Below are 24,922 nucleotides of genomic sequence, written 5' to 3' on the forward strand. Positions count from 1 at the left end.
CATAATTTGTCGCTAATTGTGACTGTCTTCAAATCTGCAGGTAAGATGGCGGAGGTGATAAGGAGAACTTACGTTGGATCAGATCGAAGATCGGCTGCACATTATCCGTTTTCTCAGTAAGCAGCATGTGCTCACGCTGTGTGCCGGTGATGGCATTGCGATGTGGTGTGCCAACTGCTTTTACGTATTCGATGCCGAGTGTATGGCGCTATGGCTGATGACCGAGCCCCACACCCGCCATGGCGAACTGATGCAACGGAACAACCGGGTGGTTGGCACTATTGCGCCGCAGCCCAAGACCATTGCGCTGATCAAAGGGATACAATACGCCGGGGAAATCACGCTGTTGGCGGGGGACGAGGCTGAACTGGCCCGTAAGCGCTACTGCAAACGCTTTCCGGTGGCCAAGGTGATGAAAGCGCCTATTTGGCAGATCGCGTTGCAGGAAGTGAAGATGACCGATAACACCCTGGGCTTTGGCAAAAAGCTGCACTGGGCACGTTGATAATCGAGCTGAATATTAAGGACCGATGGCATGAAAAACACCGAGATAGCTGCTTTATCGTTATTGGCGGCATTGGTTTCCCCGGCGATGGCGCAAGACAGCGGAGTTTCCTTTAGCCATAAGAACTGGGAATTGGCCTGTGACAACACCAATACCTGTCGTGCGGCGGGCTACGCTAATGAAGATGAGCCAAACGCTTCGAACGGTTCGGTGCTGATCACGCGCATTGCTGGCCCTGGCACTGTCCCAACGGGGGAAGTGACCTTGGCGGACTACGAAGAGGGTGATTCAGCCGCGGTGGCAAAGCTGACGCTGTGGATCAACGGCAAGTCGGCTGGTGCGCTCAAACCGACCAAGGAGGGAAACTGGAACCTGTCAGCAAGCCAGACTCTGGCATTGATCGGCGCAATCAAAGGCAGCGGCACGGTTGAATTTAAAGGCGGCCCCGCACCTTTCGTGTTGTCAGGCGAGGGGGCTTCGGCCACCTTATTGAAGATGGATGATGTGCAGGGGCGTATCGGCACGCCTGGTGCTTTGACTAAAAAAGGCGACAAGCCGGAAAGCAGCGTGCCAACAGCCATTCCTGCCCCGGTGATCCAGGCAGTGAAGGTGCCCAAGACGGAAGAGCGCCCGCTTACGGCACCCGAGATCGCCGCGCTGACACCTAAACTGCTGGCGACGCTGCAACCGGATGATTGCGACCGCATGCAGTCCCCAGAGGATAACGATGGCGCAAGCGAGGATGGCATCACGCTGACCCCGCTCGGTAATGGGCATGCCCTGATCACCGCCGTGTGTTGGCGGGCGGCCTATAACGAAGGTTACGGTTATTGGGTGATCGACAGCGCCCTGAAGCAGGCCCCGGTATTGGTGACCAATTCCGGCTCTGGCTATGATGAAGGGATAATCTCAATGGGGCAAAAGGGGCGTGGATTGGGTGATTGCTGGGCCACTGCCAGTTGGGTATGGGATGGCACGGCGTTCCGTCAAAGCAACGAGGCCACCACCGGCCTGTGCCGTTTAATCCATGCGGGCGGAACCTGGGATTTACCGACGTACGTCGCCGAGGTGAAAGCGGCGCAGTAAAAAGAACTAGAGAGTCTCCACGGGCGGTTCTGTGCCTTGGGCAAACAGAGGGTGAGGAGGAAAACATATGGCACGGGTACTGATCACAGGCGCCAGCGGGCTGGTGGGAAGTGAACTGCTGCGTCTGTTGTTGGCAGATAGGCAGGTCACTTCGGTCATTGCTCCCACGCGTAAGGCGTTGCCACCACACGCGAAATTGCACAATCCGGTCGGGGGCGATCTGCACGAGTTGTTGACGCAACTGGCACAGCCGGTGGATGCGGTATTCTGCTGCCTGGGCACCACGCGCAGTCAGGCCGGGAGCGCGGAGGCATTCCGCCATGTCGACTATCAGTTGGTGGTTGAAACGGCCCTTACCGGGCGGCGGCTCGGCGCGCAGCATTGCCTGGTGGTGAGCGCAATTGGGGCCAACTCGAAATCCTTATTTCTGTACAACCGCACCAAAGGGCAGATGGAGCAGGCGCTGCGTGAGCAGAACTGGCCGCGGCTGACAATATTGCGCCCTTCGATGTTGTTCGGCTCCCGTGCTGAACCGCGTTTGCTGGAACGGCTCAGTCAACCGTTGTTCGGCCTGCTGCCTGGCAAATGGAAGGGCGTTGCTGCCAAAGATGTGGCGCAAACGCTGCTGACACAGGCCTTCAGCCCTGGTAGCGGCGTCAAGATTTTAGAATCCGACCAGTTGCACTGCTCGCACCGTTTATAGCTCAACGCACAGATTATCGAATGCCAGCTCCATGCCTGGCGGCAGTTCGTTGGTCATCAACCACAAATCGAGGTGATGGCTGATGTGCGTCAGCAGAGTACGCCGTGGCTGCAAGCGTTGTTGGATCTCCTGCGCGCGGGGCAGATCGTTGTGATTACGCGGTGTCTGTGGCTGCGGCGGCAGGCTGCAATCCAACACCAGTAAATCGAGAGTGACCTGTTGCAGGTAGCGTGTGGTTTCTGGCGGCAGGCCGACGGTGTCGGTCAGATAGGCCAGGGCTTTGCCTGCGGCCTGGATCAGATAGCCGTGGGTGAGTTTGGAATGGATCAACGGTAACGGCGTGATGTGCAGCCCGCCTAGTTTAACCGTTTCAAAGGGGGGCAACGGGGGTTGGAACGCCAGAATACCGGGGTGTTTGAACAGGTCGTCACAGCCTTGCTCATCGGCTGGGCCGTAGACCGGGATCGCATTTCCGCACCCCCAGCGCAAAGGAAATAACCCCTGAACGTGATCCATGTGGTAATGTGTCAGTAAAAAACGTTGAATTTCCCCCGCCGCAAAACGCCTTTCCAATGAGCTCAATCCCGCATCCAGTAACGTTGTTTCCCCTTGAAATGTGATCATCGCGCTGCACGCTCGCCGCCGAAATGCTGGTTCACGCCGCGCCCGTTGGCACACTAGGCATTCGCAGCCAAAGGCGGGCACCTGCTGAGCGCCGCCGGTACCAAGAAAGGTCAGTTGCATGTTGGTTTCCTCTTTTCTTACTGCATTGCAGGCTGCCCGGTGGTTAAGGCCAGCAGTGCGTTGAGGGTATGTCCGAGATCGCCGTTGTTATCCAGCAGGTGGCAGCCAACCGGCAGAGTCTGCTGATAGTCGGCCGCCCGCGCCAGCCGTTGCTCGATCTGTATCGCGTTCTCCCGCCCGCGTTGTTCCAACCTTTGGCGCAGCACCGTCGGGGAAACCTGCAGACAGACCGGCAACAGTTGAGCGCCATAGCGTTGCAGCGCCTGTGGCAAATGAGCGCGGGATCCGTTGACCACCACGTCGATCCCTTGCAATAGCCACAGATCGACCTCAATACCAAAGGCGTATCGGTGCTCATGCGCCTGCCAGTCCAGGGCGAATAACCCCTTGGCACGGCGGCGCAGAAACTCCTGTTCGCTCAGGGCGATATGGTTCTCGCAGCCAGCATTGGCCGGGCGGGTGATGTAACGGTGCGCCACCAGCGGCCCGGCACCGGTGGCTGCCCGCAGCCGCTCGAGCAGGCTGTCCTTGCCTGCCCCAGACGGGCCCATCAGATAGATGAGATAAGCCATCAGAACACCTGTTTGCCCTGACGCCAGACGTTTTGCACGTAGATATGCTCGCCGTGCGGCCTGGCCAATACCAGATCTGCGCGCAGCCCCTCAGCGATCAGGCCACGATCCTGCAAACCCAACGCTCGTGCCGGGTTGCGGGTGATCAACTGTACCGCCTGCGGCAGGCTGAAAGCGTTGCGATCGTCGTTTGCCAGACGAAACGCCGCATCCAACAGGCTGGCAGGGTAATAATCGGAAGAGAGAATATCCAGCACGCCAAGGGCCGCCAGATGATGAGCCGCCACATTGCCGGAGTGTGAACCCCCGCGCACGATATTCGGTGCGCCCATCAGCACCTGCAAACCTTGCTGATGTGAGGCCCGGGCTGCCGCTTCGGTGGTCGGGAATTCGGCAATCACGCTGCCCAGCGCACTGGATTCGCTGACGTGTTCGGCGGTGGCATCGTCGTGGCTGGCCAGGGCGATATTACGCGCCCGGCAGTGGGCGGCGATCGCCTCGCGGTTCGGTGTGGCCCAGCGTTCGGACAGGCTCATCTGCTCTATCTCGAACTCGCTCATCTGCTGGTCATTGAGGTGATATTTGCCCTGGTAGTATTCACGATATTTCTCCCGTGAGGCGAACTGGCGCTGGCCCGGCGAATGGTCCATCAGCGACACCAAAGACACGCCTGGTTTATCCATCAGTTGTTCGAACAGCGGCAGGGTACTGCTATGGGGTAACTCGCAGCGCAGGTGCAGGCGGTGTTCGGCCCGGTTCACTCCGGCTCGCTGGCTGTAGATCACCGCGTCGATCATTTTTTGCAGGTTTTCCAGCCGGTGCCCGCCGTCGCGCACGTCACCGATCGCCACCGCATCCAGCACCGTGGTGATGCCGTTGGCGACCATCAGCGCGTCGTGGCTGCTCATGGCCGAATGCGCTGGCCAGTCCACGTTGGGGCGCGGGGTGAAAAACTTGTCCAGATTGTCGGTATGCAGCTCGATCAACCCGGGTAGCAACCAGCCGCCTTCGCCATCCAGCGCCTGCGGTAACTGGCTTGGGGTATCGGCAAAGCTGCGGATCACGCCGTCGGTCATTTCCAGTGAACCTGCAACGATCTGGTGTTCCAGCACCAGCTTGACGTTATTGATAATCATGGCGTCTCCAGAACCTGTGGGGCCTGCATGGTATGTAAACGGTCTGCCACCTGCTGACGGGTGCCTGCGTCGTGGAAAATACCGACGATGGCAGCGCCACGCTGTTTGGCCTGTTCGATCAGGTTCACCACCGCCGCGCTATTGCGGCTGTCGAGGGAGGCGGTCGGCTCGTCCAGCAGCAGAATGGGGTAATCCTTGATAAAGCCACGGGCGATATTCACCCGCTGTTGCTCACCACCGGAAAAGGTCGAAGGGGCCAACTGCCATAGGCGCTGCGGCACGTTGAGCTGGTTAAGTAGGGCTTCGGCGCGTTCACGGCATTCGCTACGCTCAACGCCGGATTCCAGCAACGGCTGCATCACCACTTCCAGCGCGCTGATGCGGGGTATCACCCGTAGAAACTGGCTGACCCAGCCGATGGTGTGGCGGCGCACCGCCAGGATCTGACGAGCCTCGGCCTGAACCAGCTCCAGCCAGTCGTTTTGGTGATGGATCCAGATCTTGCCGCTGTCTGGCAGATAGTTGGCATACAGCGAGCGCAGCAGGGTGGATTTCCCACTGCCCGAGTGGCCGTGCAGCACCACGCATTCGCCGCTGCTGACGGTCAGGTTGGCATCCTGCAACACCGGCAGGCGGGTGCCGTGTTGTTGGTGCAGGACAAAGGTTTTGCTCAGGTGTTCAACCCGGATTTTAATTGTCATTATCTCACCTGTGTTACGAAAGAACCGAAGAGACCAGCAGTTGGGTGTACGGATGGTGCGGGTCGTCCAGCACCCGATCGGTCAGACCGCTTTCCACCACTTCACCTTCCTTCATCACCAGCAAACGGTGGGCCAGCAGGCGTGCAACCCCCAGATCGTGAGTGACGATCACCGCCGCCAGCTGCATTTCCACCACCAGATTGCGCAGCAGATCCAGTAGGCGCGCCTGCACGGAAACGTCCAGCCCGCCGGTCGGCTCATCCATAAACACCAGCTTGGGGTGGGTCACCAGATTGCGGGCGATCTGCAAACGCTGCTGCATACCGCCGGAGAAGGTGGTGGGCAGGTCATCCAGACGAGAAACCGGGATCTCCACGTCTTCAAGCCATTGTTTAGCCTGCTGGCGAATATCACCGTAATGACGCTGGCCGATAGCCATCAGGCGCTCACCGATGTTGCCACCGGCAGACACCTGTGGCCGCAGACCGTCGAGCGGATGCTGATGGACCACGCCCCAGTCGGTGCGCAGCAGGCGGCGGCGATCGCTTTCTGCCATGGCGTACAGATCCTGTTGTTGCCCCGGTTGTGGGCGGTAGAGGATCTGCCCCTGTTGTGGGGCCAGCCGGGCGGAGATCGACTTGAGCAACGTGGTTTTACCCGAGCCGGATTCGCCGACGATGCCCAGTACTTCACCAGGATAGATATCGAATGACACGTTGCTGAAACCCTTGCCAGGCGCGTAAAGGTGGGTGAGGTTGTCGACCGTCAGCAACGGCGTGGCACTCAATGGAGCGGAAGTCATCAGTGCGGTACCTCTTGGTTGAGTTGTTGCTGGCAGAAATCGGTGTCTGAGCAGACGAACATCCGGTTGCCCTGGTCGTCGAGCACCACCTCATCCAGATAGCTGTGGCGCGAGCCGCACAGGGCGCAAGGTTCTTCCCACTGCTGTACGCTGAACGGATGGTCGTCAAAGTCCAGGCTTTCCACCTTGGTAAACGGCGGCAGGGCGTAGATGCGTTTTTCACGCCCGGCGCCGAACAGTTGCAACGCGGGCATCATGTGCATCTTCGGATTATCGAATTTAGGGATCGGTGATGGGTCCATCACATAGCGATCGTTAACCTTCACCGGATAGGCATAGGTGGTGGCGATATGGCCGTAGCGGGCGATATCTTCATACAGCTTCACCTGCATCACGCCGTACTCTTCCAGCGCGTGCATCTTGCGCGTTTCGGTCTCGCGCGGTTCGATAAAGCGCAGCGGCTCCGGGATGGGCACCTGATAAATCAGGATTTGATCCGCCTGCAATGGCGTTTCCGGAATACGGTGACGGGTCTGGATCAGCGTGGCCTCTGGCGTGCGCTCAGTGGTAGCAACACCGGCTACTCGCTGGAAGAAGCGGCGGATGGAGACCGCGTTGGTGGTGTCGTCAGCACCCTGGTCGATGACCTTCAGCACGTCGGTGCGGCCAATGATGCTGGCAGTGATCTGAATGCCGCCGGTGCCCCAGCCATAAGGCATCGGCATCTCACGGCCACCAAACGGCACCTGATAGCCGGGGATCGCCACCGCTTTGAGCAGGGCGCGGCGGATCATACGCTTGGTTTGTTCATCCAGATAACCGAGGTTATAGCCGGTCAATACTTCACTCATGGCGGGTCTCCTGAAGGGCGGCAAATTCCTGCTGCAGGCGTTTGAGCAGCTCCAGTTCGGCCTGGAAATCGACGTAGTGCGGCAGCTTGAGATGGGAGACGAAACCGGCGGCCTCCACGTTATCGGCGTGCGCCAGCACAAACTCTTCGTCCTGTGCCGGGCCTGCCACGTCCTCGCCGTACTCGGTGGTTTGCAGGGCGCGATCCACCAGCGCCATCGCCATGGCTTTACGTTCCGAGCGGCCAAACACCAGCCCATAGCCACGGGTGAAGTGCGCAGGCCGGTCCTGCGGGTCGACAAAGCCGTTCACCATCTCGCACTCAGTCAGCAAGATCTCGCCGATATCGACGGCGAAACCCAACTCTTCCGGCACGATCTCCACGGTAACGTAACCGCTGCGGATCTCTCCGGCGAACGGATGGTTACGGCCATAGCCGCGTTGGGTGGAATAGCTTAATGCCAGCAGAAAGCCCTCATCGCCACGCACTAGCTGCTGTAAGCGCGCCGAGCGGGAGCAGGGGTAAACCGGCGGGTTACGGGTAATATCGTCCGGAGTGCTGCCGTCATCCTCTTCTGCCAGCGCCAGCCGTTGCTGGTTGAGAAGGTCGAACACGTGGGCGCAGTTCTCTGGTAGTGGCTCATCGGCCTGTGGTGCCGGAGGTGTTTCACCGTTGGCCAACAGCGCAAAATCCAGCAGGCGGTGGGTATAGTCGTAGGTCGGGCCAAGCACCTGGCCACCGGGCAAGTCTTTGTAAACCGCTGAGATGCGCCGCTCCAACCGCATGTTCTCGCTAGCTAGCGGTTCGCTGACGGCCAGGCGCGGCAGAGTAGTGCGATAGGCACGCAGCAGGAAAATAGCCTCTACCAGGTCGCCACTGGCCTGTTTTATCGCTAACGCGGCCAGTTGGCGATCGTAAATACCGCCCTCCGTCATCACCCGGTCAACCGCCAAGCCAAGCTGTTCACCGATTTGCTCCGCGCTAAGTGCTGGGACAGCTTCGTCACCCCGGCGCAGATTTTCCTGTAGTTGATGGGCAGCCTCGATGGCCTTTTCGCCCCCTTTCACCGCAACGTACATCAGCACTCCTCCACGCGGGTGGTTCTTGGCAGCGCCATCAGACGCTCACCGCAGGTCAAGATAATGTCCAGACCTAGCGGGAAGCGCTGAGGCCGTTCGAGTAGATAAGCCCGTAGGGCAGCTGGCAACGGCGGGGCAATTTCCCGTTTTTTTTCAATACCGGGGCCGGAAAGGCGCAGTGTGTGGCTGCCTGCCAATGCGGTAACCTGTACCACTAGCGTGGCACCGAACTCCGGTGAGACTTCATTGCCGTGGGGTAATGCGCTCAGCTCGGCAGGCTGTAACTGGTCATCCCATACCGCCAGATGGATATCTTCCTGCCGGGTAGCCAGCGGAGCACCGGTATGAAAACGGATGTTAGTTAGCACTTGCTCGCTTTCAAGGTCGGCACAGAGCTGGAGCGGGGTTTCCTGATCTGCCAGCGTCAGTATCACGGCAGTGCTGGCGGCGTTCAGCGCACCCCATGCCGGGCAATTTGGCAGTTCAACAATCACGCCAGGCTCACTCAACGCCTTTAAAATCAAACGGAAAGCAGACTGAGATTGCTCAATCGGCTGGTCAAAACCGGCTAGTAACGTCATGGCTTAATCCCCTCGCACCAGCGTAAAGAAGTCTACCCGGCTGGCTGCTACGGCACGGGCGCGCAGTTGGCGCTGCTCCTGCTGCAGTGCGGCCAGGGGCTCAATCAGCTGAAGCTGTAGCAATTCATGGTTGGCGGGTTGTTGTAGCAGGGCGTCGATCAGCGCACAGAGTTCGGCATGTTCCTTGTCACGCCCGGTTATGTAGCTGTAGCCCTGGCCACCGTTTTCCAACTGCACCACGGCACGGGTGACGGTCATGTCGCCCAGTACAAAGCGGCGGCCGGTCGCTCCCATCCGCCCTAGCAGCTGTGTCAGGCCAATCTCAGGGGCGCGCAGGCGCTGGTAGCTTGGGTTGAGGTTCAGCGCCTGCCAGTGGCTGCGCAACTGGGCGGGTTGGCTATGCGCCAGGACCGACATCCAGCGTTGTCTCTGCTGTAAGGATTGCATTCAGTGCTCCATCGTCAGTTCGATCATGTCGGCGCGCGCCAGGCTGACGGAGTATTCCGCCACCAAATCGCTGCCGATACAGGTATTTAGGGTGCGCACGCATAGCAAAGGGGCATGGGTTGCTATCTCCAGCAGGCGGCTCTCTTTGGCCTGGGCACGCCGTGCGCTGATGCGGGTCTGGCGGCGGGTCAGCGGCTGGTGGATCTGTTGTTGGATAAACTCATGCAGCGAGCCGCTGTGGAACTGCTGTAAGGCGGGCCACCAGTCCAGATCGGGCAGATAGTGGTCGATCACGCTGAGGGGAACGCCGTTCACCCGGCGCAGGGTGCGTAAGTGTATAATCGTTTCCCCCTCTTCACGGCTGAGCGCGCTGGCGATATGCCCATTACACGGGCGTAAAACAGCGAGTAAGCGCTCACTGGTGGGGTGACTGCCCTGCTCGAACAGGTTCTGGCTGAAGCGGGTGTTGGCGTGCAGCGGATAGTTATACGGGCGTAGCAATACCAGAATGCCGATGCCGTGGCGGCGCTGCAGCCAACCGCGCTCTACCAGCTCGTCTACGGCGCGGCGCAGCGTGTGGCGATTGACCTCAAAACGTTCGGCAAGCTGTTGTTCTGAAGGTAGATAATCTCCGCAACGGTATTGGCTGCACAGTTCCTGCTCCAGTTGGGCGGCAATCTGTTGATATCGGGTAGGGTAACTGGTCGGATGTCTAGATAAGTGCGTCATAGCCAATACCTCGGCACTTCGGTTGGGGGAGCAAGCGAAAAAGCGGCGATAGCATTCATGATCGGCACTCGGTAACAAAGTTGGGCTAATGTTGCCGGGGGCAGATGACAATCAGGTGACGCGCAGGTGGCGAACTGATGAACAATTTGGGACAGGGAGGTGATGGCTTAGATTGATGTAAAGAGTGGGTGCTGGCTTGAGTGAAAAAACACCAATGAGGCTTATTTTGTTGTCACAAACGTGCTAACGTTTATGGATGTTGAATACGGAGTATGTAGGAGTTTTGAAGATGGAAAGCCGTATCCAGTTTCGCATTGAAAATGAAACTAAACTGTTGGCACAGAAAGCTGCTGAAGCGAAAGGGACGACCTTAAGTGAAGCCTGTCGGCGTTTAGCACAACAAATGGCGGACGATCAACGTGCTGCTGAAGAACACGAAAACTGGTTGAAAGATAAGGTTGATGCAGCCTTTGCCCGTTTGCATGAAGGAGAGGCTGTTTATCTTACCCAGCGGCAAGCTGAGGAGAGAATGAGCGACTTTAAAGCCAAAGTCAGGGCGAAATACGCAACCAAATAAGGATTATTATGCGCATCGAATGGGACGACGTTGCGTTGCAAGATCGGGAACGCATTTTTGAATTTCTTTATCCACTCAATCCATTGGCCGCGGAACAAGTTGATGATGAGATTGAACTTGCCGTTGAGTCGCTGCTAGAAAACCCAGAAATGGTTAGGCTCACAAGCTTTGTTAGCGCACAATTATTCAATAATAAAAACATATAATTAAAAAGCTTTCATTCATGAAATCCATTTGTAAATCTCTAAGTATACTGTTGGGCTTTCTAGTATTATACACAGAGTGGATTGTTACTCTGGAACTTCGATTTTATTAAATCGCTTAATTAAAATGGAGATTTAAATGGCCACAACTATTTATGCAGATATTCAAGGTGAAAAGCAAGGGCATATTTCCGCAGGTTGTTCATCAGTACCATCCATTGGCAATAGGAGTCAAAAAGGGCATGAAGACCAAGCTTTTATCTATTCTTTTGATCATGACCTTACAAGAGATCAAAACGTCTGTCACCATCCGATTGTAATAAACAAGCCTATTGACAAGTCATCGCCTCTTTTGGGGGTTGCATTAGATGGAAATGAAAGACTTCAAATTATAATTTATATGCACCGAATAGATTCAACTGGAAGGATTGAAAAATTTTACACTATAAAGCTAAAGGATGCATATATTGTTAGCATTAGTCAGCACTGTCCAAACTCACTATTACAGAGTGATGTTCAGCCTTATGAAATCATATCCATAGCATATAAAAGTATTGACTGGACTCATGTGGCTGGCACGTCAGGATACAGCATATGGGATGAGCGCGTATTCTAGTTATTGAAGGCCGTTTTAAACGGCCTTTTTATGTATACTTGTCTGGGATATACTTCCAAGATAAATAGAAGACTACAATAATTGATATTATTAATAACCTCCCGCTATATTCTGGTATGAATGCCAAATACAGCAAATACAATAAAACAACGACAGCAGTTGGAAGGAAATTAAAAAATATAGTAAATATAATTAGTTTGACGTATTTTAAAAAAAAACCAATCATGATTTTTATTATTTCTAATATTTCGATAATCATAAGCCAATTACCTCTTCTAAAATTTCAATTTTTTCTTCAAGCGTAGCGTTATGTTTACTTTTAAGCTTCATTATTAACGCCGTTATAATTGGATCTACATATATATATAGCATCTCAATTCTATTATTATATAGTATGTTATAATAGCGAGGTTCAAGCGTTCTTAGTTTTCTTGCTGCCATAGCAGCTCTTTGAACTTGCCCATACAATGCAACACCTGTTAAAGCCCATGGCCCTTTCTTATATGTTTGTTTCCTGATTGAGGCTAAAATTTCAGGCGATCCAGATAAAGATTTACCTATTGTATAAGCAATAGCTTTCTTAGTTAGCACTCCAGAAGTAAACGCAGCAAATAATTTACTTGTCCCTCTTGTTCTTGATTTAGCTTCTCTTTGGGTTCTATCCTCATCATCTAAAACAAACTCAACATATAAAATCAGCATATGCAGAAGTATATCTCTCTTTCCAAATAACTCCAAAATACCATAAAAATACCGTTCGTCTTCTATTTTTATTTCTTGACAAACATCTTCATATTTATCTATGAAACATGATGTTCTCCATGATAGCCTTTCAAATCCATCATATATTGCCTCGGTTGTATCAATTGCTTTCTCATAGACACCCTCAACACCTTTATCAAGGGATAATGCCATTTTTCTTTCAGCCTGCATTTGTTGTCTAAGAAAGTAACTATAGTCCATTTAACAAGCTCCTTTTATTTATACGGCATTTGGTACTAAAAAAACATTATATCTCTAATGCATTCCTCAAAGCTAGCCTTACGAAAAAATGAGGTTATAGTTTGATATGCATGGATAAGATCGAAATTTTCATTCACATGATGTATTTTTTGATTTTAATTTATTAGTTATTTATATGTCATCGGCAAACCAAAAATTTAGTCCTCTAAATTGAGGCTCTTTGTCTGCCTTAAAATGTCGCCTTGTACGGCTTACTTGCTCACATCCTTTGTTGATCATTTCGTTCTTGGCCATCCCCAAAAAATTAACATCTGGTTTCGATCGCAGCTGACCAGCGCACAATATGTAGTGTATCGGGCTGGCCCTCTTCTTCTTTCCTTTCCCGTTCTGTGCCGGTGGCCGCTCCGCGAACTTTTACAGAATTCATGTAGCGACACTTCCCAGGGGCTGGGATACCTGTTGCTTGATATCGTCCGATCGATGCGTGATTACGCCGCACAGTTGGGCGCAGGATTACCGAAATATCTACTAGCTCCAGAGGTGGCCGTATTGCTGAGCTACTTTGACGGTCTAACTCGGCGCATGTTTTTTGATACTCTATGGAACACCAGCGCAAGATTGAATGAAGCACTTGCACTAAGACCAGGGGATTTTGAACTGGAGCCATCGCGAAAATACCCGCAGCTGGTTGTGGCTATTAGGGACATGGAAACAGCGTCAAATCGAAGCCAGTCGGAACCCCGGACGGACATCAACATTAGCGCAGTTTATGTAGCACCTGGTTAGCGCTGCCGCGCCAGATCAGCGACGGGTCTTTTAAATCCTGCACAAACTTGCCGTCTATCAATACGTTAATCCGATCGACGATCTGCATCTGCTCGCTATTCAGTTCATCCAGCTTATAGCCGGTCCACAGCCAGATATCTTTGCCGGGGCATTCGGCGTGTACTCGCTTGACCAACTGCAATACGGCGGCGACGTTGGCCGGGTGCAGCGGATCACCACCGGACAGCGACAACCCTTGGCGTGGAATACGCGTGTCGTTGAGATCGGCTATGACCTGATCTTCCATCTGCTGGGTAAACGGCAGGCCAGAGTTCAGCCGCCAGGTGCTTTTGTTATAGCAACCGGGGCATTGGTGCACGCAGCCTGCGACAAACAGCGTACAGCGGGTGCCGGGGCCGTTGACCACGTCGATAGGATAATACTGGTGAAAATTCATAATGTTGCGTTCTTTTATATGGCCCCTCACCCCAACCCTCTCCCATAGGGAGAGGGAGCTGGCCCGGCGTTGTGCTCAGGTGCAGAAGTTACTCTGCAACATTGTTACCAAGGGCGAGTGCAGTAATTAAGTTGTGGCACTTTCTGTCCCCCTCTCTGTGGGAGAAGGAGCAGGTACGGTGCGGCAGTTAGGTATGGAAGTCACCCGTGACGTATTTGGCCCCATCCTCTCATCTCAAGCCTCTCCTTTAGTAAGAGGGAGCTGACCCGATGTTGTGCCCAGAAGCTATGTTGAGGACGAATGCCGTCGTTAAGTTGTGGCACATTCGGTCCCCTCTCCCTGTGGGAGAGGGTTAGGGTGAGGGGCCACTGGCTGAAATTAACCGATCTGCCCGTTGCCCAGATGTTTTACCCGGCGTTTCACTTCTTCCTGCTTACCGGCGTTGAACGGCCGGGCATCCGGGCTGCCCAGATAGCCACATACGCGGCGGGTCACCGACACTTTTGCCGAGTCATGGTTGCCACATTTCGGGCAGGTGAAGCCCTTGCTGGTACAGGAGAACTCACCGGTGTAGCCACACTCGTAGCACTCATCGATCGGCGTGTTGGTGCCGTAATAAGGCACGCGGGTGTAGCTGTAATCCCACACGTCTTCCAGCGCCTTCAGGTTGTGCTGCAGGTTCGGGTATTCGCCGTAACAGATAAAACCGCCGTTGGCCAAAGGTGGGTATGGCGCCTCGAAGTCCAGCTTGTCGTACGGATTAACCTTTTTCTCCACGTCGAGGTGGAAACTGTTGGTGTAATAACCCTTGTCAGTCACCCCGGCGACCACGCCAAACTCGCTGGTATCGAGGCGGCAGAAGCGATCGCACAGGTTCTCACTTGGCGTGCTGTACAGGCTGAAGCCGTAGCCGGTTTCTTCTTTCCAGCTTTCGGTGGCGTTTTTCAAGCGCTCAACGATGGCAATGGCTTTGGCGCGCAGTTGCTCGTCGTCGTACACGTGTTTTTCTGCGCCAAACAGCGCGTTGATGGTTTCATGCACGCCGATGTAGCCCAGCGAAATCGAGGCGCGGCCGTTCTTGAAGATCTCCGCGATATTGTCGTCGGCTTTCAACCGCACGCCGCAGGCTCCTTCCATATACAGGATCGGTGCCACGCGGGCCTTGATGCCTTCCAGGCGGGCAATGCGGGTCATCAGGGCTTTCTTGGCCAGCAGCAGGCGCTCATCCAGCAACTGCCAGAAGCGGTCTTCGTTACCCTGGGCTTCCAGAGCAATACGTGGCAGGTTCAGGCTGATCACGCCGATATTGTTGCGGCCATCGTGGATTTGCTCGCCGTTTTCTTCATAGGTGCCGAGGAAGCTGCGGCAACCCATCGGTGTTTTAAACGAACCGGTGACCTTGACCACCTGATCGTAATTGAGAATGTCCGGATACATGCGTTTGCTGGCACATTCCAACGCCAGCTGTTTGATGTCGTAGTTGGCGTCACCAAATTTGTGGTTCAGGCCGTCGCGGATGGCGAAGACCAGTTTCGGGAACACGGCGGTTTTACGATTTTTACCCAGCCCGGCGATACGATTTTTCAGGATCGACTGCTGGATCATGCGCGATTCCCAACTGGTGCCCAGGCCGAAACCGAAGGTGACAAACGGCGTCTGGCCGTTGGCGGTATGCAAAGTGTTGACTTCATATTCCAGCGACTGGAAGGCGTCGTAACACTCTTTCTCGGTGCGGGTCATCGCATAGCCTGCCACGTCTGGGATCTGCCACTGCTGCGCTACCTGCTGATGCTTGTGGAAGCTCTCGGTAACGAAGGGGGCCAGGATCTCATCGATGCGGTTGATGGTGGTGCCGCCATAAATATGGCTGGCAACCTGAGCGATGATCTGCGCGGTTACGGCGGTGGCGGTGGAGATCGACTTCGGCGGCTCGATCTCGGCGTTACCCATCTTGAAGCCGTTGGTCAGCATGCCTTTCAGATCGATCAGCATACAGTTGAACATCGGGAAGAACGGTGAGTAGTCGAGATCGTGATAGTGGATTTCACCGCGCTCGTGCGCCAGCACCACATCGCGCGGCAGGATATGCTGTTTGGCGTAGTGCTTGGCGACGATCCCGGCCAGCAGATCGCGCTGGGTAGGGATCACCTTGCTGTCTTTATTGGCGTTCTCATTGAGCAGCGCAACGTTGCTTTGTTCCACCAGGCCACGAATTTCCTGGTTCAGCCGCCCGCGCAGCTCACGCGAGACGTCACGATCGTGGCGATATTCGATGTAGGTACGTGCCAGTTGCTTATACGGGCCAGACATCAGCTGGTTTTCTACCGCCTGCTGGATTTCGTGGATATCGACTCGCGGTCGGTTTTCCATCTGTTGAGCGACCACGCGGGCGACGGTAGCACAGTAGTCGGCATCGACAACTTCAGCGGCCAAAGCGGCCCGCTCGATGGCCTGCTTGATCAGCATCTCGTCAAAAGATACCTGGCAACCGTCCCGTTTAATCACTACTGGTTTCACGTTGTAACTCCTATCCCCATGGGGGAGCGTCGGCTTATCCACAGGGCAAAACCGCAGGGCGCAAGGGCTGCGGAGGGTGTGGATGATATTGTGGATAACTACTACATATAGGTGGTTGAATATCTATGGGCACTATATATGGGTGTGGCGCCGCTTTTTTTGACGTGGGTCAAAGAATGGGGGGAGCAGTTTGAACGCTGTACAGCTACCCGTTACAGGAATATTTGTAACCCTTGCTATCAGCGGCTTGAATGGAAAATGCCGATTATCCGAAAGATCGTTAAAGCGTGATTGCGATCGCATCATGCCGGTTAGCGGCGAAAATGCGCCAGTAAAAAATCGACCCAGACACGCACCCGTGGCGGCAAATCTGCAGAGGCGTAGTAGAGCCAGATTTGCGTGGGTTTAGGCCAGTGATCTGGCAGCACCGGTAGCAATGTTCCCTGGGCAAAGTGCTGTTCCACATACCAGCGCGACAGGCAAGCAATGCCCAGCCCGGCCAGCGCGGAATCTAGCAACATCTCCGGGCTGCTGGCCGTCAGGCGGCCATGCAAATCCAGCGTTTTGTGTGCCAGAGGCCACTTTACATTACGCCCGGTAGCCGGATTGCGGTGCAGCAGGCAGCTATGTTGCAGCAGATCTTCCGGCACCTGCGGTGTGCCATGTTGGGCAAGGTAACCGGGGGCAGCGACCAATAGCATCTGCATCGGGTAGAGCGGGCGTGCTACCAGCCGGCTATCGGGATCGACCTGGCTGCCGATGCCCACATCAAAACCTTCACCGACCAGGTTCACCACGCGTGCATCCAGTGACAGATCCAGATCGATCATCGGGTAGCGTTGTAAAAACTCAGGGATCAGCGGCATCAGTACCTGGCGGCCAAAGCCTGGGATCATGCTGACGCGCACGCTACCGGCGGGGGGGAGTTGTGTGCCTCCTGCCAGCTCTAACGTGGCGGTCAGCGCTTGCCATAACGGTGCTACCTGTTCCAGCAGGGCTTTGCCTTCGTCAGTCAGCACCACGCTGTGGGTGTTGCGTTGGAACAACCGCAGCGCCAGCTTCTCTTCCAGCACGCGGATATTTTTGCTGATCGCTGCCGGGGTCACACCCAGCTGGCGTGCAGCGGCGGAGAAGTTTTGTGTCTGAGCGGCGCTGAGAAACGCCGGTAACAGGCGGTGTACGTCAATGGGCAGCGACATAATGGTTGATACTTTAGGTTGAAGTTAATGTGACTGTTTACAGACTACACCGGAAACGGAGGAAATGAAAAAATGGTTTACTTTCGATAAACAAGGATTTCCCCATGTCACGTATTTTAGTGTTGGCCGCCCACCGTTTCCCCGACGAATCCCGCATCAATAAGGCGCTGATCGAGGCGCTGCGTCCTTTACCTAACGTCACCGTGCATGAACTGATGCGCGTTTACCCGGACTACCAGATTGATGTGGCCCGCGAGCAGGAACTGCTGCAAGCGCACGATGTGGTAGTGATGCTGTTTCCGTTTTATTGGTACAGCTCACCGGCGATCCTCAGCGAATGGCAGGATGCGGTATTAACCCACGGTTTCGCCTATGGCAGCGAAGGCACCCAACTGCAGGGTAAGCCTTTGCAACTGGTGGTCAGCACCGGGGGCAACGCGCAGGCCTATTCACCGGCAGGGTATAACCGCTATCCGGTAGCAGACCTGCTGCGGCCGTTTAACGCCGTTGCCAACCTGACCGGCATGGATTATTTGCCGCCGCATCTGGTGCAGGGCGTATTTGATATGAGCGATGAGAAGCTGGCAGAGGAAGCGGCGGACGTAGTGAAGCTGGTGAAAAGTTTTTGAGTTCGGGGACATCCTGAACACTTAACACCGAAGTTTGCTGCTCGGTGTTAAGCGTGGCAACTGTTTGATAATCCGTCTCCCTGTGGGAGGGGACCGATCGAGCGTGTTTGCTGAGGTTATCGCTTTACTACCAAACGAGCAGGGGCTATCAGCTCCCTCTCCCTTTGGGAGAGGGTTGGGGTGAGGGCCGTATTACAGAATACCCGCGCCGATTGGGAACAGAGGATCGACAGAATCGTGCGCCACGTCCTCTTTCTGATCCAGCACCGCCTGCCAGTTGGATGGCAGCTCAAACGGTAACTTACCCTGTGCCTTGCTCTTGCCGGTGATCACATCCAGCACCGCCTCATCGGATGCGCCAAAGTTGGCCAGCAGTACGTCGGTTTTATCCACGATGTTGGTCAGGATCGCCGGACGATCGAGGTAAACGGAAATCACCGTTGGCAGGTTGAGCGCCTTCACCTGTTTGATCAGTCTATAGTCTTCACTGCCGCTGTAAGTGCCAGCTTTCTGATCCAGCACCACGGTTTCGGCATCGTCAAAGCCCAGTTGGCCAAAGTTGACCGAAACGCCAAACGGGTAGTGCGGATCGTTCTGATGTGGCGTATCTACTCGCAGGATGGCGATCTCCGCCTCTTCCGGCGTAGCGACGACTTCCAACCCATAGCGTGCCGCCACGGTAGCGTTGACGTTATGCAGGAACACCTTCTTGCCGCTCAGCGCCAATGGCAGCAGGGAATTATTATTCTGCAACAGGATCTGCGCACGGCGCTGTGCGTCATCCCCTTGTTGTTGGAATTCGGCGTTACCGACGATTTTCACCGCTTTGGCTTCGTCCACGTAAGGTTTCTCAAACAGCCCCAGCTCAAACTTCTGCTGCAAAATACGTGTGACGGAAGCATCGATGGTGGCGATCGGCAGCTGTTGCTGGTTGATGGCTTCTATCAGATCGCTAGGATCGCTGGTACCGCCGAACTGATCGATGCCGGCTTCCACCGCTTTCACTACGCGTTCCTGGCGGGTGAGATTCTCAACGCCCCACGACATGCCGATCCCGGCAGCCCAAGGTGAGACTCCGGCGGCGATGTCGGCATCGCTGATGCCGGTGGCGCATTTACCTTCGCAGCTTTCCAGGATGCCCCAGTCACTCAGCACTACGCCGGTGAAGCCAAAGCGGCCACGCAGCATCTCGGTTAACACCTGCTTATTAAAGCCAAAGCCTACTTCTTCAATCAGCTGATCCTTGTACCACAGGTTGATCGGTTGGCCGTAATAGGGCATCACCGAGGCCACATTGGCGGCAAATGCCCCTTCGAACGGTACAAGGTGGTATTCCAGATTATCGCCCGGATAGACCTGCTCTTTGCCAAAGATATTGTGCGGATCCAACCCGCCAAGCTGTGGACCGCCACCGGCAAAGTGTTTTACTACGGTGATGACGCTGTCTTGGGTCAGGCCTTTGTCACCATGCTGGAAGCCTTCGATATAGGCTTGCACCTGGCGTTTGGCGAGCTGGTTATCCTCGCCGAAGGTACCGTTGATGCGGCCCCAGCGCGGTTCGGTGGCAAGGTCGGCCTGCGGTGATAACGCCATATGGATCCCAACGGCCCGATACTCCTGACGGGCGATATCACCAAAGGTTTTGGACAGTGCCGTATCATCGATTGCCGCCAGGCCGAGCGGCTCTGGCCATTGTGAGAAACTGCCTGCCGCGACGCTGGTAGCATTCGGATCGTTAACGAAGTGGTTGCGTGGGTCGGTACTGATGGTCACTGGAATACCGAGGCGAGACTTCTCGGCCATTTCCTGCAGCGCATTGTTATCGGCGGAAATATGCTGTGGATCGCCCGCCATGCGGGTAATGAAGGTGTTGACGAAGCGTTGGTTAACATCTTCTTCGGCGGCGCTGATATCGACGCGGCCAGCACCATCGAGGCCAATGGTACCATGCATCATGGCACCGGCTTTTTCTTCCACGTTCATGCGGGCGGTCAGATCGCGGGCGCGGGTGGCGCTATCAAGACGCCAGTCTTCATAAGGATCTAGCTGGCCGTTTTTATTCAGATCTTTAAATTTCAGCCCGTCGACGGTAAGCGTGGGGATATTTCTGCTCTCCAGCTCCGCCTGATTACTCGGAGTAATCTGGGTGTCATTATTGTCACAGCCGGTCAATCCGGCGGCGAATAAACCACTGACTATAAATATCGACTTCCTTTTGATGGTCATAAAGAGTGCTCCATTTCACGAGAGGTAAAAAGGCCGATGGGAAAAATCAGTCTGGTGGTTTAATTAAAATAGTTATATTTATTATTGAGTTATGTTTTCAATCTGGTTTTTACCTATTATTGCATGTTTTTTTTACAGCGTGAAATAAATCTATTTACAATTTGGGATATCCTTCACATTTTAATCTTGGATGCAGATCTTTTTACGTCTGAAATAGCGTAATAATGATTTGGGAAGAAATATAGGGGAGTTAAGTGTAATTGTGCCGGGTGACTTATTTATACGGGGAATAATAAAGGTCAGGTACTACGTGTTTAATATATGATTCAATGGCAGGGCGTTGCGGTTAGATCCGCTGCCTTTTGGCCTCTGCCTGGCGCTGAGTCACAGAGGAAGTGTTCTCAGCGCCAATTTCATTGTTCAAGCCATACAAAATCATGATTTTTAAAAAGATTATGTATTGGTTGTAGCAAACAACTCCCGGTGACCAATCAGGACTCCAGCAGCCACCAACTTGCTTCGAAAGGCCGCAAAACTCCGGCCCGTGGCTGCTCGGCAGCATCCATATAGTTGCTAATCAGCGGTCGCCACAGTTCAGAAAACTCAACGCCGGCGGCATCCCATGCCAAAGGTTCGTGGCTCAGGTTCGCAACGACCAGCAACTGTTGCCCATTCCAACTCCGTTGATAACACCACAATGCCGGGTGAGCCGGGGCCAGATCCTGATAGTCACCGTGAGTCAGCAGCGGATACTGCTTGCGCAGGGCGATCAGATGGCGATAAGCGTAAAACACCGAATCCCGATCGGCCAATGCTGCCGTGGCATTAATCTGCGGGTAGTTCTCTGCACAGGCAATCCAAGGTGTACCGGTGGTGAAGCCAGCGTGGGCTGTTGCGTCCCACTGCATCGGCGTACGACCATTGTCCCGTGATTTGCTGGCCAGAATAGCCAACAGTTCGTCTTGGTTTCTTCCCTGAGCCAGCAGTTCGGCGTACATATTCAGGCTTTCCACATCGCGATAGCTTTCGATTTGCTGGAAGCCCGGATTGGTCATGCCGATCTCTTCACCCTGATAGATATACGGCGTGCCCTGCATACCGTGCAGCACCATTGCCAGCATCTTGGCTGCGGTGACTCGCAGTTCGCCCTCGTCGCCAAAGCGCGAAACGATGCGCGGCTGGTCGTGATTACACCAGAACAACGCGTTCCAGGCGCGGTTATGCATGCCTTGCTGCCAGTGGTGGAAAATCTGCTTCAACTCGACGTAATCCGGCGCGGCCAGCGTCCACTTCTGCCCGTTGGCATAGTCTACTTTCAGATGGTGGAAGTTGAAGGTCATCGACAGCTCGGCACCGCTTTGCGCCGCATACTGTTGGCAATGCTCCAGCGAGGTTGAAGACATCTCGCCCACGGTCATCAGGCCGCGTGGCTGGAACACGTCGCGGCTCATCTCCTGCAAAAACTCGTGAATGCGCGGGCCGTCGGTGTAGAAACGGCGGCCATCGCCCTGGCTATCGCTTGGGAAGTCCTGCTGCTTGGACACCAGGTTGATTACGTCAAGGCGCAGCCCATCCACGCCTTTATCTGCCCAGAACTGGCACACTTTCTTCAGCTCTTCGCGCACCGGCGGGTGTTCCCAGTTCAGGTCGGCCTGCTCGGTAGCAAACAGGTGCAGGTAATATTGGCCGCTGTCGGCATGCCATTGCCAGGCGTTACCGCCAAACTTGGAACGCCAGTTGTTGGGCAGGGCGTCACCTTCGCCATCGCGCCAGATGTAGAACTGACGCAGCGGGCTGGCAGGATCCTGCGAAGCCTTAAACCACGGATGCTCGGTGGAGGTGTGGTTAAACACCATATCCATCACGATACGGATGCTGCGCTGGTGGGCCTGTGCCACCAGGTGTTCGAAGTCGGCCATGGTGCCGTAGGCCGGATCGATGGCGCAGTAATCGGCGACGTCGTAGCCATTATCGACCTGGGGCGAGACATAGACCGGCGTCAGCCAAATGGCATCGACGCCCAGTTCCTGCAAGTAGTCCAGCCGTTGTGTCACCCCAGCCAGATCGCCATAGCCGTTACCGGTGCTGTCCTGGAAGCTCTTCGGATAGATTTGATAAATAACGCCGTTCTGCCACCAAGGGATGATATTGCTCATAAAAAAATACCTTTCTGTTTAAACCGGCAACTCGCCGCGGCTGGCTTTGCGTTTGTAAACCATCATGGTCAACAGCAGCGGGATCACCACGGCCACCAGGATGGCTACCGAGTAGATCAGCCAGAACTGCGGTTGGATAGACAGGATGCCCGGCAGGCCGCCCACGCCGATGCCGTTAGCCATCACGCCGGTCAGGCCACAAATCAAGCCTGCGAAGGCGGAGCCGATCATCGCGCACAGCATAGGGAAGCGATATTTCAGGTTGATACCGTACATGGCCGGTTCGGTAACGCCGAGATAGGCGGAGATAGCGGCCGGTACGGAAATTTCACGTTCGTTGGCCTTGCGGCTGACGATGATGATGCCCAGCACCGCCGAGGCTTGCGCGATATTGGACAGGGCAATCAGTGGCCAGACTGGCGTGCCGCCCATGCTTTGGATCATCTGCATATCGATGGCCAGCGTGGTCTGATGCACCCCGGTGATCACCAACGGTGCATACAGGAAGCCAAACAGTGCCGCGCCGATCGGGGCAAAACTACCGGTCATCACCCACTTCACCGCCCAGGCTACGCCATCACCGATCATGCGGCCAAACGGACCGATCAGCGTGTGTGCCAAGAACACGGCCAGCAGCAGAGAAACCACCGGCACCACCACCAGATACAGATAATCCGGCACGATCTTTTTCAGACGGGTTTCGATCCAGCCCAGCGCCATACCGGCGAGGATCGACGGGATCACCTGCGCCTGATAGCCCACTTTCTCAATGGTGAACCAGCCAAAGTTCCACACTTCCGGCACTTGCTGGCCGAGCAGGTAGGAGTTCATCAGCTGTGGGGAGACCAGGGTGATCCCCATCACGATGCCTAGCACCGGGGTACCGCCCATCTTCTTCACCGTTGACCAACAGATGGCCACCGGCAGGAACATAAAGATGGCCTCGCCCAATAGCCACAGGAAGTCGTAAATGGTTTTCCAGGCTGGGTGCATCTGGGCCAGCGTTTGGCCGCCGGACATTGGGATATCGCCGATCACGTTGCGGAAACCCAGGATCAAACCGCCGCTGATCAGGGCTGGCAGCAGCGGGAAGAAGATTTCGGCGAAGTGGGAGATGCCACGTTCGAACCAGGTCATATTCTGGCGGGCTGCCAGCTTGGCTTGTTCTTTATCGGCTTCGTTGATGCCGGTGGTGGCGATTAACGCCTGATAGTAATCACCGACTTCGGGGCCGATCACCACCTGAAACTGCCCGGCGTTGGTGAAGCAGCCTTTGACCATGCGCAACTGCTCAATCTCTTTCGGCTTGGCCTTGGCGGGATCGTTAAGGACGAAACGCAGGCGGGTAATGCAGTGGCTGACGGTGGCGATATTCTCGCGGCCACCCACCAGCACGATCAGGCGATCGATGTCCTGCTGCTGAACTTTGCTCATTATGGCACCTTTGTTATCAGTGAGGTTCAGAGGTATTGATGTTTTTAAGCTTAGTCACTTGGCCGTGGTTATTAAATGGGAACGTTCCCAACTTGCGGTAAGGATCACAAAACGAACAATAAAGCCTCAGGTAGCGTCACAACGAATTCTGGCTACGATACGAAGGGGCGCCGCATGGGGCGCCCGTTGTCAGGCAAGTTTGCAGGGGATAATGATTTGGCGGATGCTCAGTTCACCACTCAACTGGCCCAGCAACTGAAGTGCCGCCTGCTGCCCAGCGGTGCCATAACCCAATTCAACGGAAAATGTCTCCGGGAACAAGAAGTTGAGCATTGGAGTGTTACCGATGGCGCACACCTGGATTGGCGTAATCTGTTGCTGTTGCAGGTACTTCATCGCACCTAGCGCGATGGTATCGGAGGCGCACACCAGCGCGGTGGTTTGCGGTTCAATCACGTTGGCGGCCTGTTGGAAGCCGCTCTGATAGCTCAGTTCTCCCAGCGCCACGACCGGTGAGATCTTCTGTTCGCGACAGGTATCCAGATAGGCCTGATGACGACGCATCCCGGTGGTGGCATCGGACTCCTGTACGCCAAGGTAGCTGATATGGCTATGACCCTGCTTGCGTAAGCGCTGCATCAGCAGTTTCACGGCTCCTTCATCGTCATAACAAACGGAGGAGATCCCCGGATATTCGCGGGCGACTACCACCATCTTTTCCTGCCATGGTTTGAGCATGTCAGCGGTCAGGCCGGTAAAGCCGAACAGGATCACGCCATCGACGTTGCGCTGGCGCAGTACGTTGAGGTGCTCCTCTACCAGCCGGGTTTCAAACTGGCTTTCCATCACGATCGGATCGAAGCCCTGCTGATACAGCAGCGGCAGCATGGTGCGCACGGCCTGATTTTCCGAAGGGGAATCCAGACGGGAAACGATAATGGCGACCACTTTGTCGCTCTGGCCGCGCATGGCTCGCGCCGATTTTGATGGGGTAAACCCCTGGCTGCGGATCACCGCCTCCACCCGTTCACGGGTTTGCGGGCTTACGCTGCCTTCGTTATTCATCACGCGTGAGACGGTAGACTTGCCTACCCCGCTCAGGCGGGCGATATCCTTGATTGTCAGCCGGTTTTGCATGGTTTACTTATCGTTTAGGTTATGAGGCTTAAACTTACAACATCCCACTTATGCTCGCTACCATAGCGCATTTTAACGCGCGGATCTTGGTGCGCAGCCCATAGTGTT

General features: G+C 55.0%; 25 protein-coding genes and 1 pseudogene. 8 read left to right on the forward strand and 18 right to left on the reverse strand.

Annotated features, from left to right (window positions below; genetic code table 11):
- Positions 1 to 73: 73 nt before the first annotated feature.
- The 3 genes from ACMV5H_RS14795 to ACMV5H_RS14805 all read left to right on the forward strand — a co-directional run bounded on the left by ACMV5H_RS14795 (position 74) and on the right by ACMV5H_RS14805 (position 2,294).
- Complete coding sequence (locus tag ACMV5H_RS14795) at positions 74 to 505, forward strand: YhbP family protein (RefSeq protein ID WP_115159479.1); 432 nt, start codon at positions 74 to 76, stop codon at positions 503 to 505.
- A gap of 30 nt (positions 506 to 535) precedes the next feature.
- Entirely contained in the window at positions 536 to 1,591 is a 1,056-nt protein-coding gene (locus ACMV5H_RS14800) for a DUF1176 domain-containing protein (RefSeq protein ID WP_115159480.1), read from the forward strand.
- A gap of 67 nt (positions 1,592 to 1,658) precedes the next feature.
- Entirely contained in the window at positions 1,659 to 2,294 is a 636-nt protein-coding gene (locus ACMV5H_RS14805; protein ID WP_021807497.1) for an NAD(P)H-binding protein, read from the forward strand.
- Here the strand turns inward: ACMV5H_RS14805 and phnP are convergent.
- From phnP to phnF, 10 genes are read right to left on the reverse strand one after another with little or no spacing between them, the layout of a single operon-like run.
- Positions 2,289 to 3,038 (reverse strand): phosphonate metabolism protein PhnP, encoded by a 750-nt coding sequence (gene phnP / locus ACMV5H_RS14810; protein ID WP_059199557.1) that lies wholly within the window; start codon positions 3,036 to 3,038, stop codon positions 2,289 to 2,291. The two genes, ACMV5H_RS14805 and phnP, sit on opposite strands and share 6 nt — an antisense overlap.
- A gap of 17 nt (positions 3,039 to 3,055) precedes the next feature.
- The gene (gene phnN, locus ACMV5H_RS14815; protein ID WP_021807495.1) at positions 3,056 to 3,610 is read right to left on the reverse strand and encodes a ribose 1,5-bisphosphokinase; all 555 of its coding nucleotides are present in this window, start codon (positions 3,608 to 3,610) and stop codon (positions 3,056 to 3,058) included.
- Complete coding sequence (gene phnM, locus ACMV5H_RS14820) at positions 3,610 to 4,746, reverse strand: alpha-D-ribose 1-methylphosphonate 5-triphosphate diphosphatase (RefSeq protein WP_115159481.1); 1,137 nt, start codon at positions 4,744 to 4,746, stop codon at positions 3,610 to 3,612. The genes phnN and phnM overlap by 1 nt, the downstream gene beginning before the upstream one ends.
- Complete coding sequence (gene phnL, locus ACMV5H_RS14825) at positions 4,743 to 5,447, reverse strand: phosphonate C-P lyase system protein PhnL (protein WP_021807493.1); 705 nt, start codon at positions 5,445 to 5,447, stop codon at positions 4,743 to 4,745. Before phnL ends, phnM begins: the two co-directional genes overlap by 4 nt.
- A gap of 13 nt (positions 5,448 to 5,460) precedes the next feature.
- Positions 5,461 to 6,249, reverse strand: coding sequence for a phosphonate C-P lyase system protein PhnK (gene phnK / locus ACMV5H_RS14830; RefSeq protein WP_024483394.1), 789 nt, complete (start codon positions 6,247 to 6,249; stop codon positions 5,461 to 5,463).
- The gene (locus tag ACMV5H_RS14835) at positions 6,249 to 7,100 is read right to left on the reverse strand and encodes an alpha-D-ribose 1-methylphosphonate 5-phosphate C-P-lyase PhnJ (RefSeq protein ID WP_115159482.1); all 852 of its coding nucleotides are present in this window, start codon (positions 7,098 to 7,100) and stop codon (positions 6,249 to 6,251) included. Before ACMV5H_RS14835 ends, phnK begins: the two co-directional genes overlap by 1 nt.
- A complete protein-coding gene (locus ACMV5H_RS14840) occupies positions 7,093 to 8,178 on the reverse strand; it encodes a carbon-phosphorus lyase complex subunit PhnI (RefSeq protein ID WP_179248705.1) in 1,086 nt (361 codons plus the stop codon). The genes ACMV5H_RS14835 and ACMV5H_RS14840 overlap by 8 nt, the downstream gene beginning before the upstream one ends.
- Positions 8,178 to 8,759, reverse strand: a complete 582-nt coding sequence (gene phnH, locus ACMV5H_RS14845) for a phosphonate C-P lyase system protein PhnH (protein WP_414822032.1) — start codon at positions 8,757 to 8,759, stop codon at positions 8,178 to 8,180. Before phnH ends, ACMV5H_RS14840 begins: the two co-directional genes overlap by 1 nt.
- 3 nt (positions 8,760 to 8,762) lie before the next feature.
- Positions 8,763 to 9,206: a phosphonate C-P lyase system protein PhnG gene (gene phnG / locus ACMV5H_RS14850; RefSeq protein ID WP_179248704.1), complete on the reverse strand. Its 444-nt coding sequence runs from the start codon at positions 9,204 to 9,206 to the stop codon at positions 8,763 to 8,765.
- The gene (phnF, locus tag ACMV5H_RS14855) at positions 9,207 to 9,935 is read right to left on the reverse strand and encodes a phosphonate metabolism transcriptional regulator PhnF (protein WP_021807487.1); all 729 of its coding nucleotides are present in this window, start codon (positions 9,933 to 9,935) and stop codon (positions 9,207 to 9,209) included. It abuts the gene before it with no gap.
- 289 nt (positions 9,936 to 10,224) lie between these two features.
- On the opposite strand from phnF, the gene ACMV5H_RS14860 reads away from it, so the two are divergent.
- The 3 genes from ACMV5H_RS14860 (at position 10,225) to ACMV5H_RS14870 (ending at position 11,331) form a co-directional block, all read left to right on the forward strand.
- Positions 10,225 to 10,512, forward strand: a complete 288-nt coding sequence (locus ACMV5H_RS14860) for a type II toxin-antitoxin system RelB/DinJ family antitoxin (RefSeq protein WP_021179086.1) — start codon at positions 10,225 to 10,227, stop codon at positions 10,510 to 10,512.
- An 8-nt stretch (positions 10,513 to 10,520) separates the two neighbouring features.
- Positions 10,521 to 10,718, forward strand: a complete 198-nt coding sequence (locus ACMV5H_RS14865; RefSeq protein WP_414822033.1) for a type II toxin-antitoxin system RelE/ParE family toxin — start codon at positions 10,521 to 10,523, stop codon at positions 10,716 to 10,718.
- Between the two features lie 136 nt (positions 10,719 to 10,854).
- Positions 10,855 to 11,331: an Hcp family type VI secretion system effector gene (locus ACMV5H_RS14870; RefSeq protein WP_094981869.1), complete on the forward strand. Its 477-nt coding sequence runs from the start codon at positions 10,855 to 10,857 to the stop codon at positions 11,329 to 11,331.
- A gap of 255 nt (positions 11,332 to 11,586) precedes the next feature.
- On the opposite strand, the gene ACMV5H_RS14875 is transcribed toward ACMV5H_RS14870, so the two are convergent.
- Positions 11,587 to 12,294 carry a hypothetical protein gene (locus ACMV5H_RS14875; protein WP_209529923.1) on the reverse strand — a complete coding sequence of 236 codons (708 nt, stop codon included), beginning with the start codon at positions 12,292 to 12,294 and terminating at the stop codon, positions 11,587 to 11,589.
- A gap of 465 nt (positions 12,295 to 12,759) precedes the next feature.
- Between ACMV5H_RS14875 and ACMV5H_RS14880 the strand changes: the two are divergent.
- A pseudogene (locus tag ACMV5H_RS14880) lies at positions 12,760 to 13,051 on the forward strand (resolvase); the annotation flags it as partial.
- Here the strand turns inward: ACMV5H_RS14880 and nrdG are convergent.
- The 3 genes from nrdG to ACMV5H_RS14895 all read right to left on the reverse strand — a co-directional run bounded on the left by nrdG (position 13,052) and on the right by ACMV5H_RS14895 (position 17,232).
- On the reverse strand, positions 13,052 to 13,516 hold the full coding sequence (gene nrdG, locus ACMV5H_RS14885; RefSeq protein WP_115159491.1) for an anaerobic ribonucleoside-triphosphate reductase-activating protein: 465 nt from the start codon (positions 13,514 to 13,516) through the stop codon (positions 13,052 to 13,054). It abuts the pseudogene before it with no gap.
- Between the two features lie 378 nt (positions 13,517 to 13,894).
- On the reverse strand, positions 13,895 to 16,033 hold the full coding sequence (nrdD, locus tag ACMV5H_RS14890) for an anaerobic ribonucleoside-triphosphate reductase (RefSeq protein WP_166733970.1): 2,139 nt from the start codon (positions 16,031 to 16,033) through the stop codon (positions 13,895 to 13,897).
- Positions 16,034 to 16,344: 311 nt separating this feature from the next.
- Positions 16,345 to 17,232 carry a LysR family transcriptional regulator gene (locus tag ACMV5H_RS14895; RefSeq protein ID WP_059199566.1) on the reverse strand — a complete coding sequence of 296 codons (888 nt, stop codon included), beginning with the start codon at positions 17,230 to 17,232 and terminating at the stop codon, positions 16,345 to 16,347.
- A gap of 104 nt (positions 17,233 to 17,336) precedes the next feature.
- Between ACMV5H_RS14895 and ACMV5H_RS14900 the strand changes: the two genes are divergently transcribed.
- On the forward strand, positions 17,337 to 17,861 hold the full coding sequence (locus ACMV5H_RS14900) for an NAD(P)H-dependent oxidoreductase (protein ID WP_059199567.1): 525 nt from the start codon (positions 17,337 to 17,339) through the stop codon (positions 17,859 to 17,861).
- A 192-nt stretch (positions 17,862 to 18,053) separates the two neighbouring features.
- Here ACMV5H_RS14900 and ACMV5H_RS14905 read toward each other — a convergent pair whose 3' ends face one another.
- The 4 genes from ACMV5H_RS14905 to treR form a co-directional block, all read right to left on the reverse strand.
- Complete coding sequence (locus ACMV5H_RS14905; RefSeq protein WP_414822034.1) at positions 18,054 to 20,087, reverse strand: glycoside hydrolase family 3 N-terminal domain-containing protein; 2,034 nt, start codon at positions 20,085 to 20,087, stop codon at positions 18,054 to 18,056.
- A 491-nt stretch (positions 20,088 to 20,578) separates the two neighbouring features.
- On the reverse strand, positions 20,579 to 22,243 hold the full coding sequence (gene treC / locus ACMV5H_RS14910; protein WP_115159493.1) for an alpha,alpha-phosphotrehalase: 1,665 nt from the start codon (positions 22,241 to 22,243) through the stop codon (positions 20,579 to 20,581).
- Positions 22,244 to 22,261: 18 nt separating this feature from the next.
- Positions 22,262 to 23,677: a PTS trehalose transporter subunit IIBC gene (gene treB / locus ACMV5H_RS14915; protein ID WP_059199570.1), complete on the reverse strand. Its 1,416-nt coding sequence runs from the start codon at positions 23,675 to 23,677 to the stop codon at positions 22,262 to 22,264.
- A 189-nt stretch (positions 23,678 to 23,866) separates the two neighbouring features.
- Positions 23,867 to 24,814 carry a trehalose operon repressor TreR gene (gene treR / locus ACMV5H_RS14920; RefSeq protein WP_021807795.1) on the reverse strand — a complete coding sequence of 316 codons (948 nt, stop codon included), beginning with the start codon at positions 24,812 to 24,814 and terminating at the stop codon, positions 23,867 to 23,869.
- Positions 24,815 to 24,922 lie beyond the last annotated feature (108 nt).

The organism is Serratia sp. N21D137 (genome assembly GCF_047530005.1).
Lineage (GTDB): Bacteria > Pseudomonadota > Gammaproteobacteria > Enterobacterales > Enterobacteriaceae > Chania > Chania fonticola_B.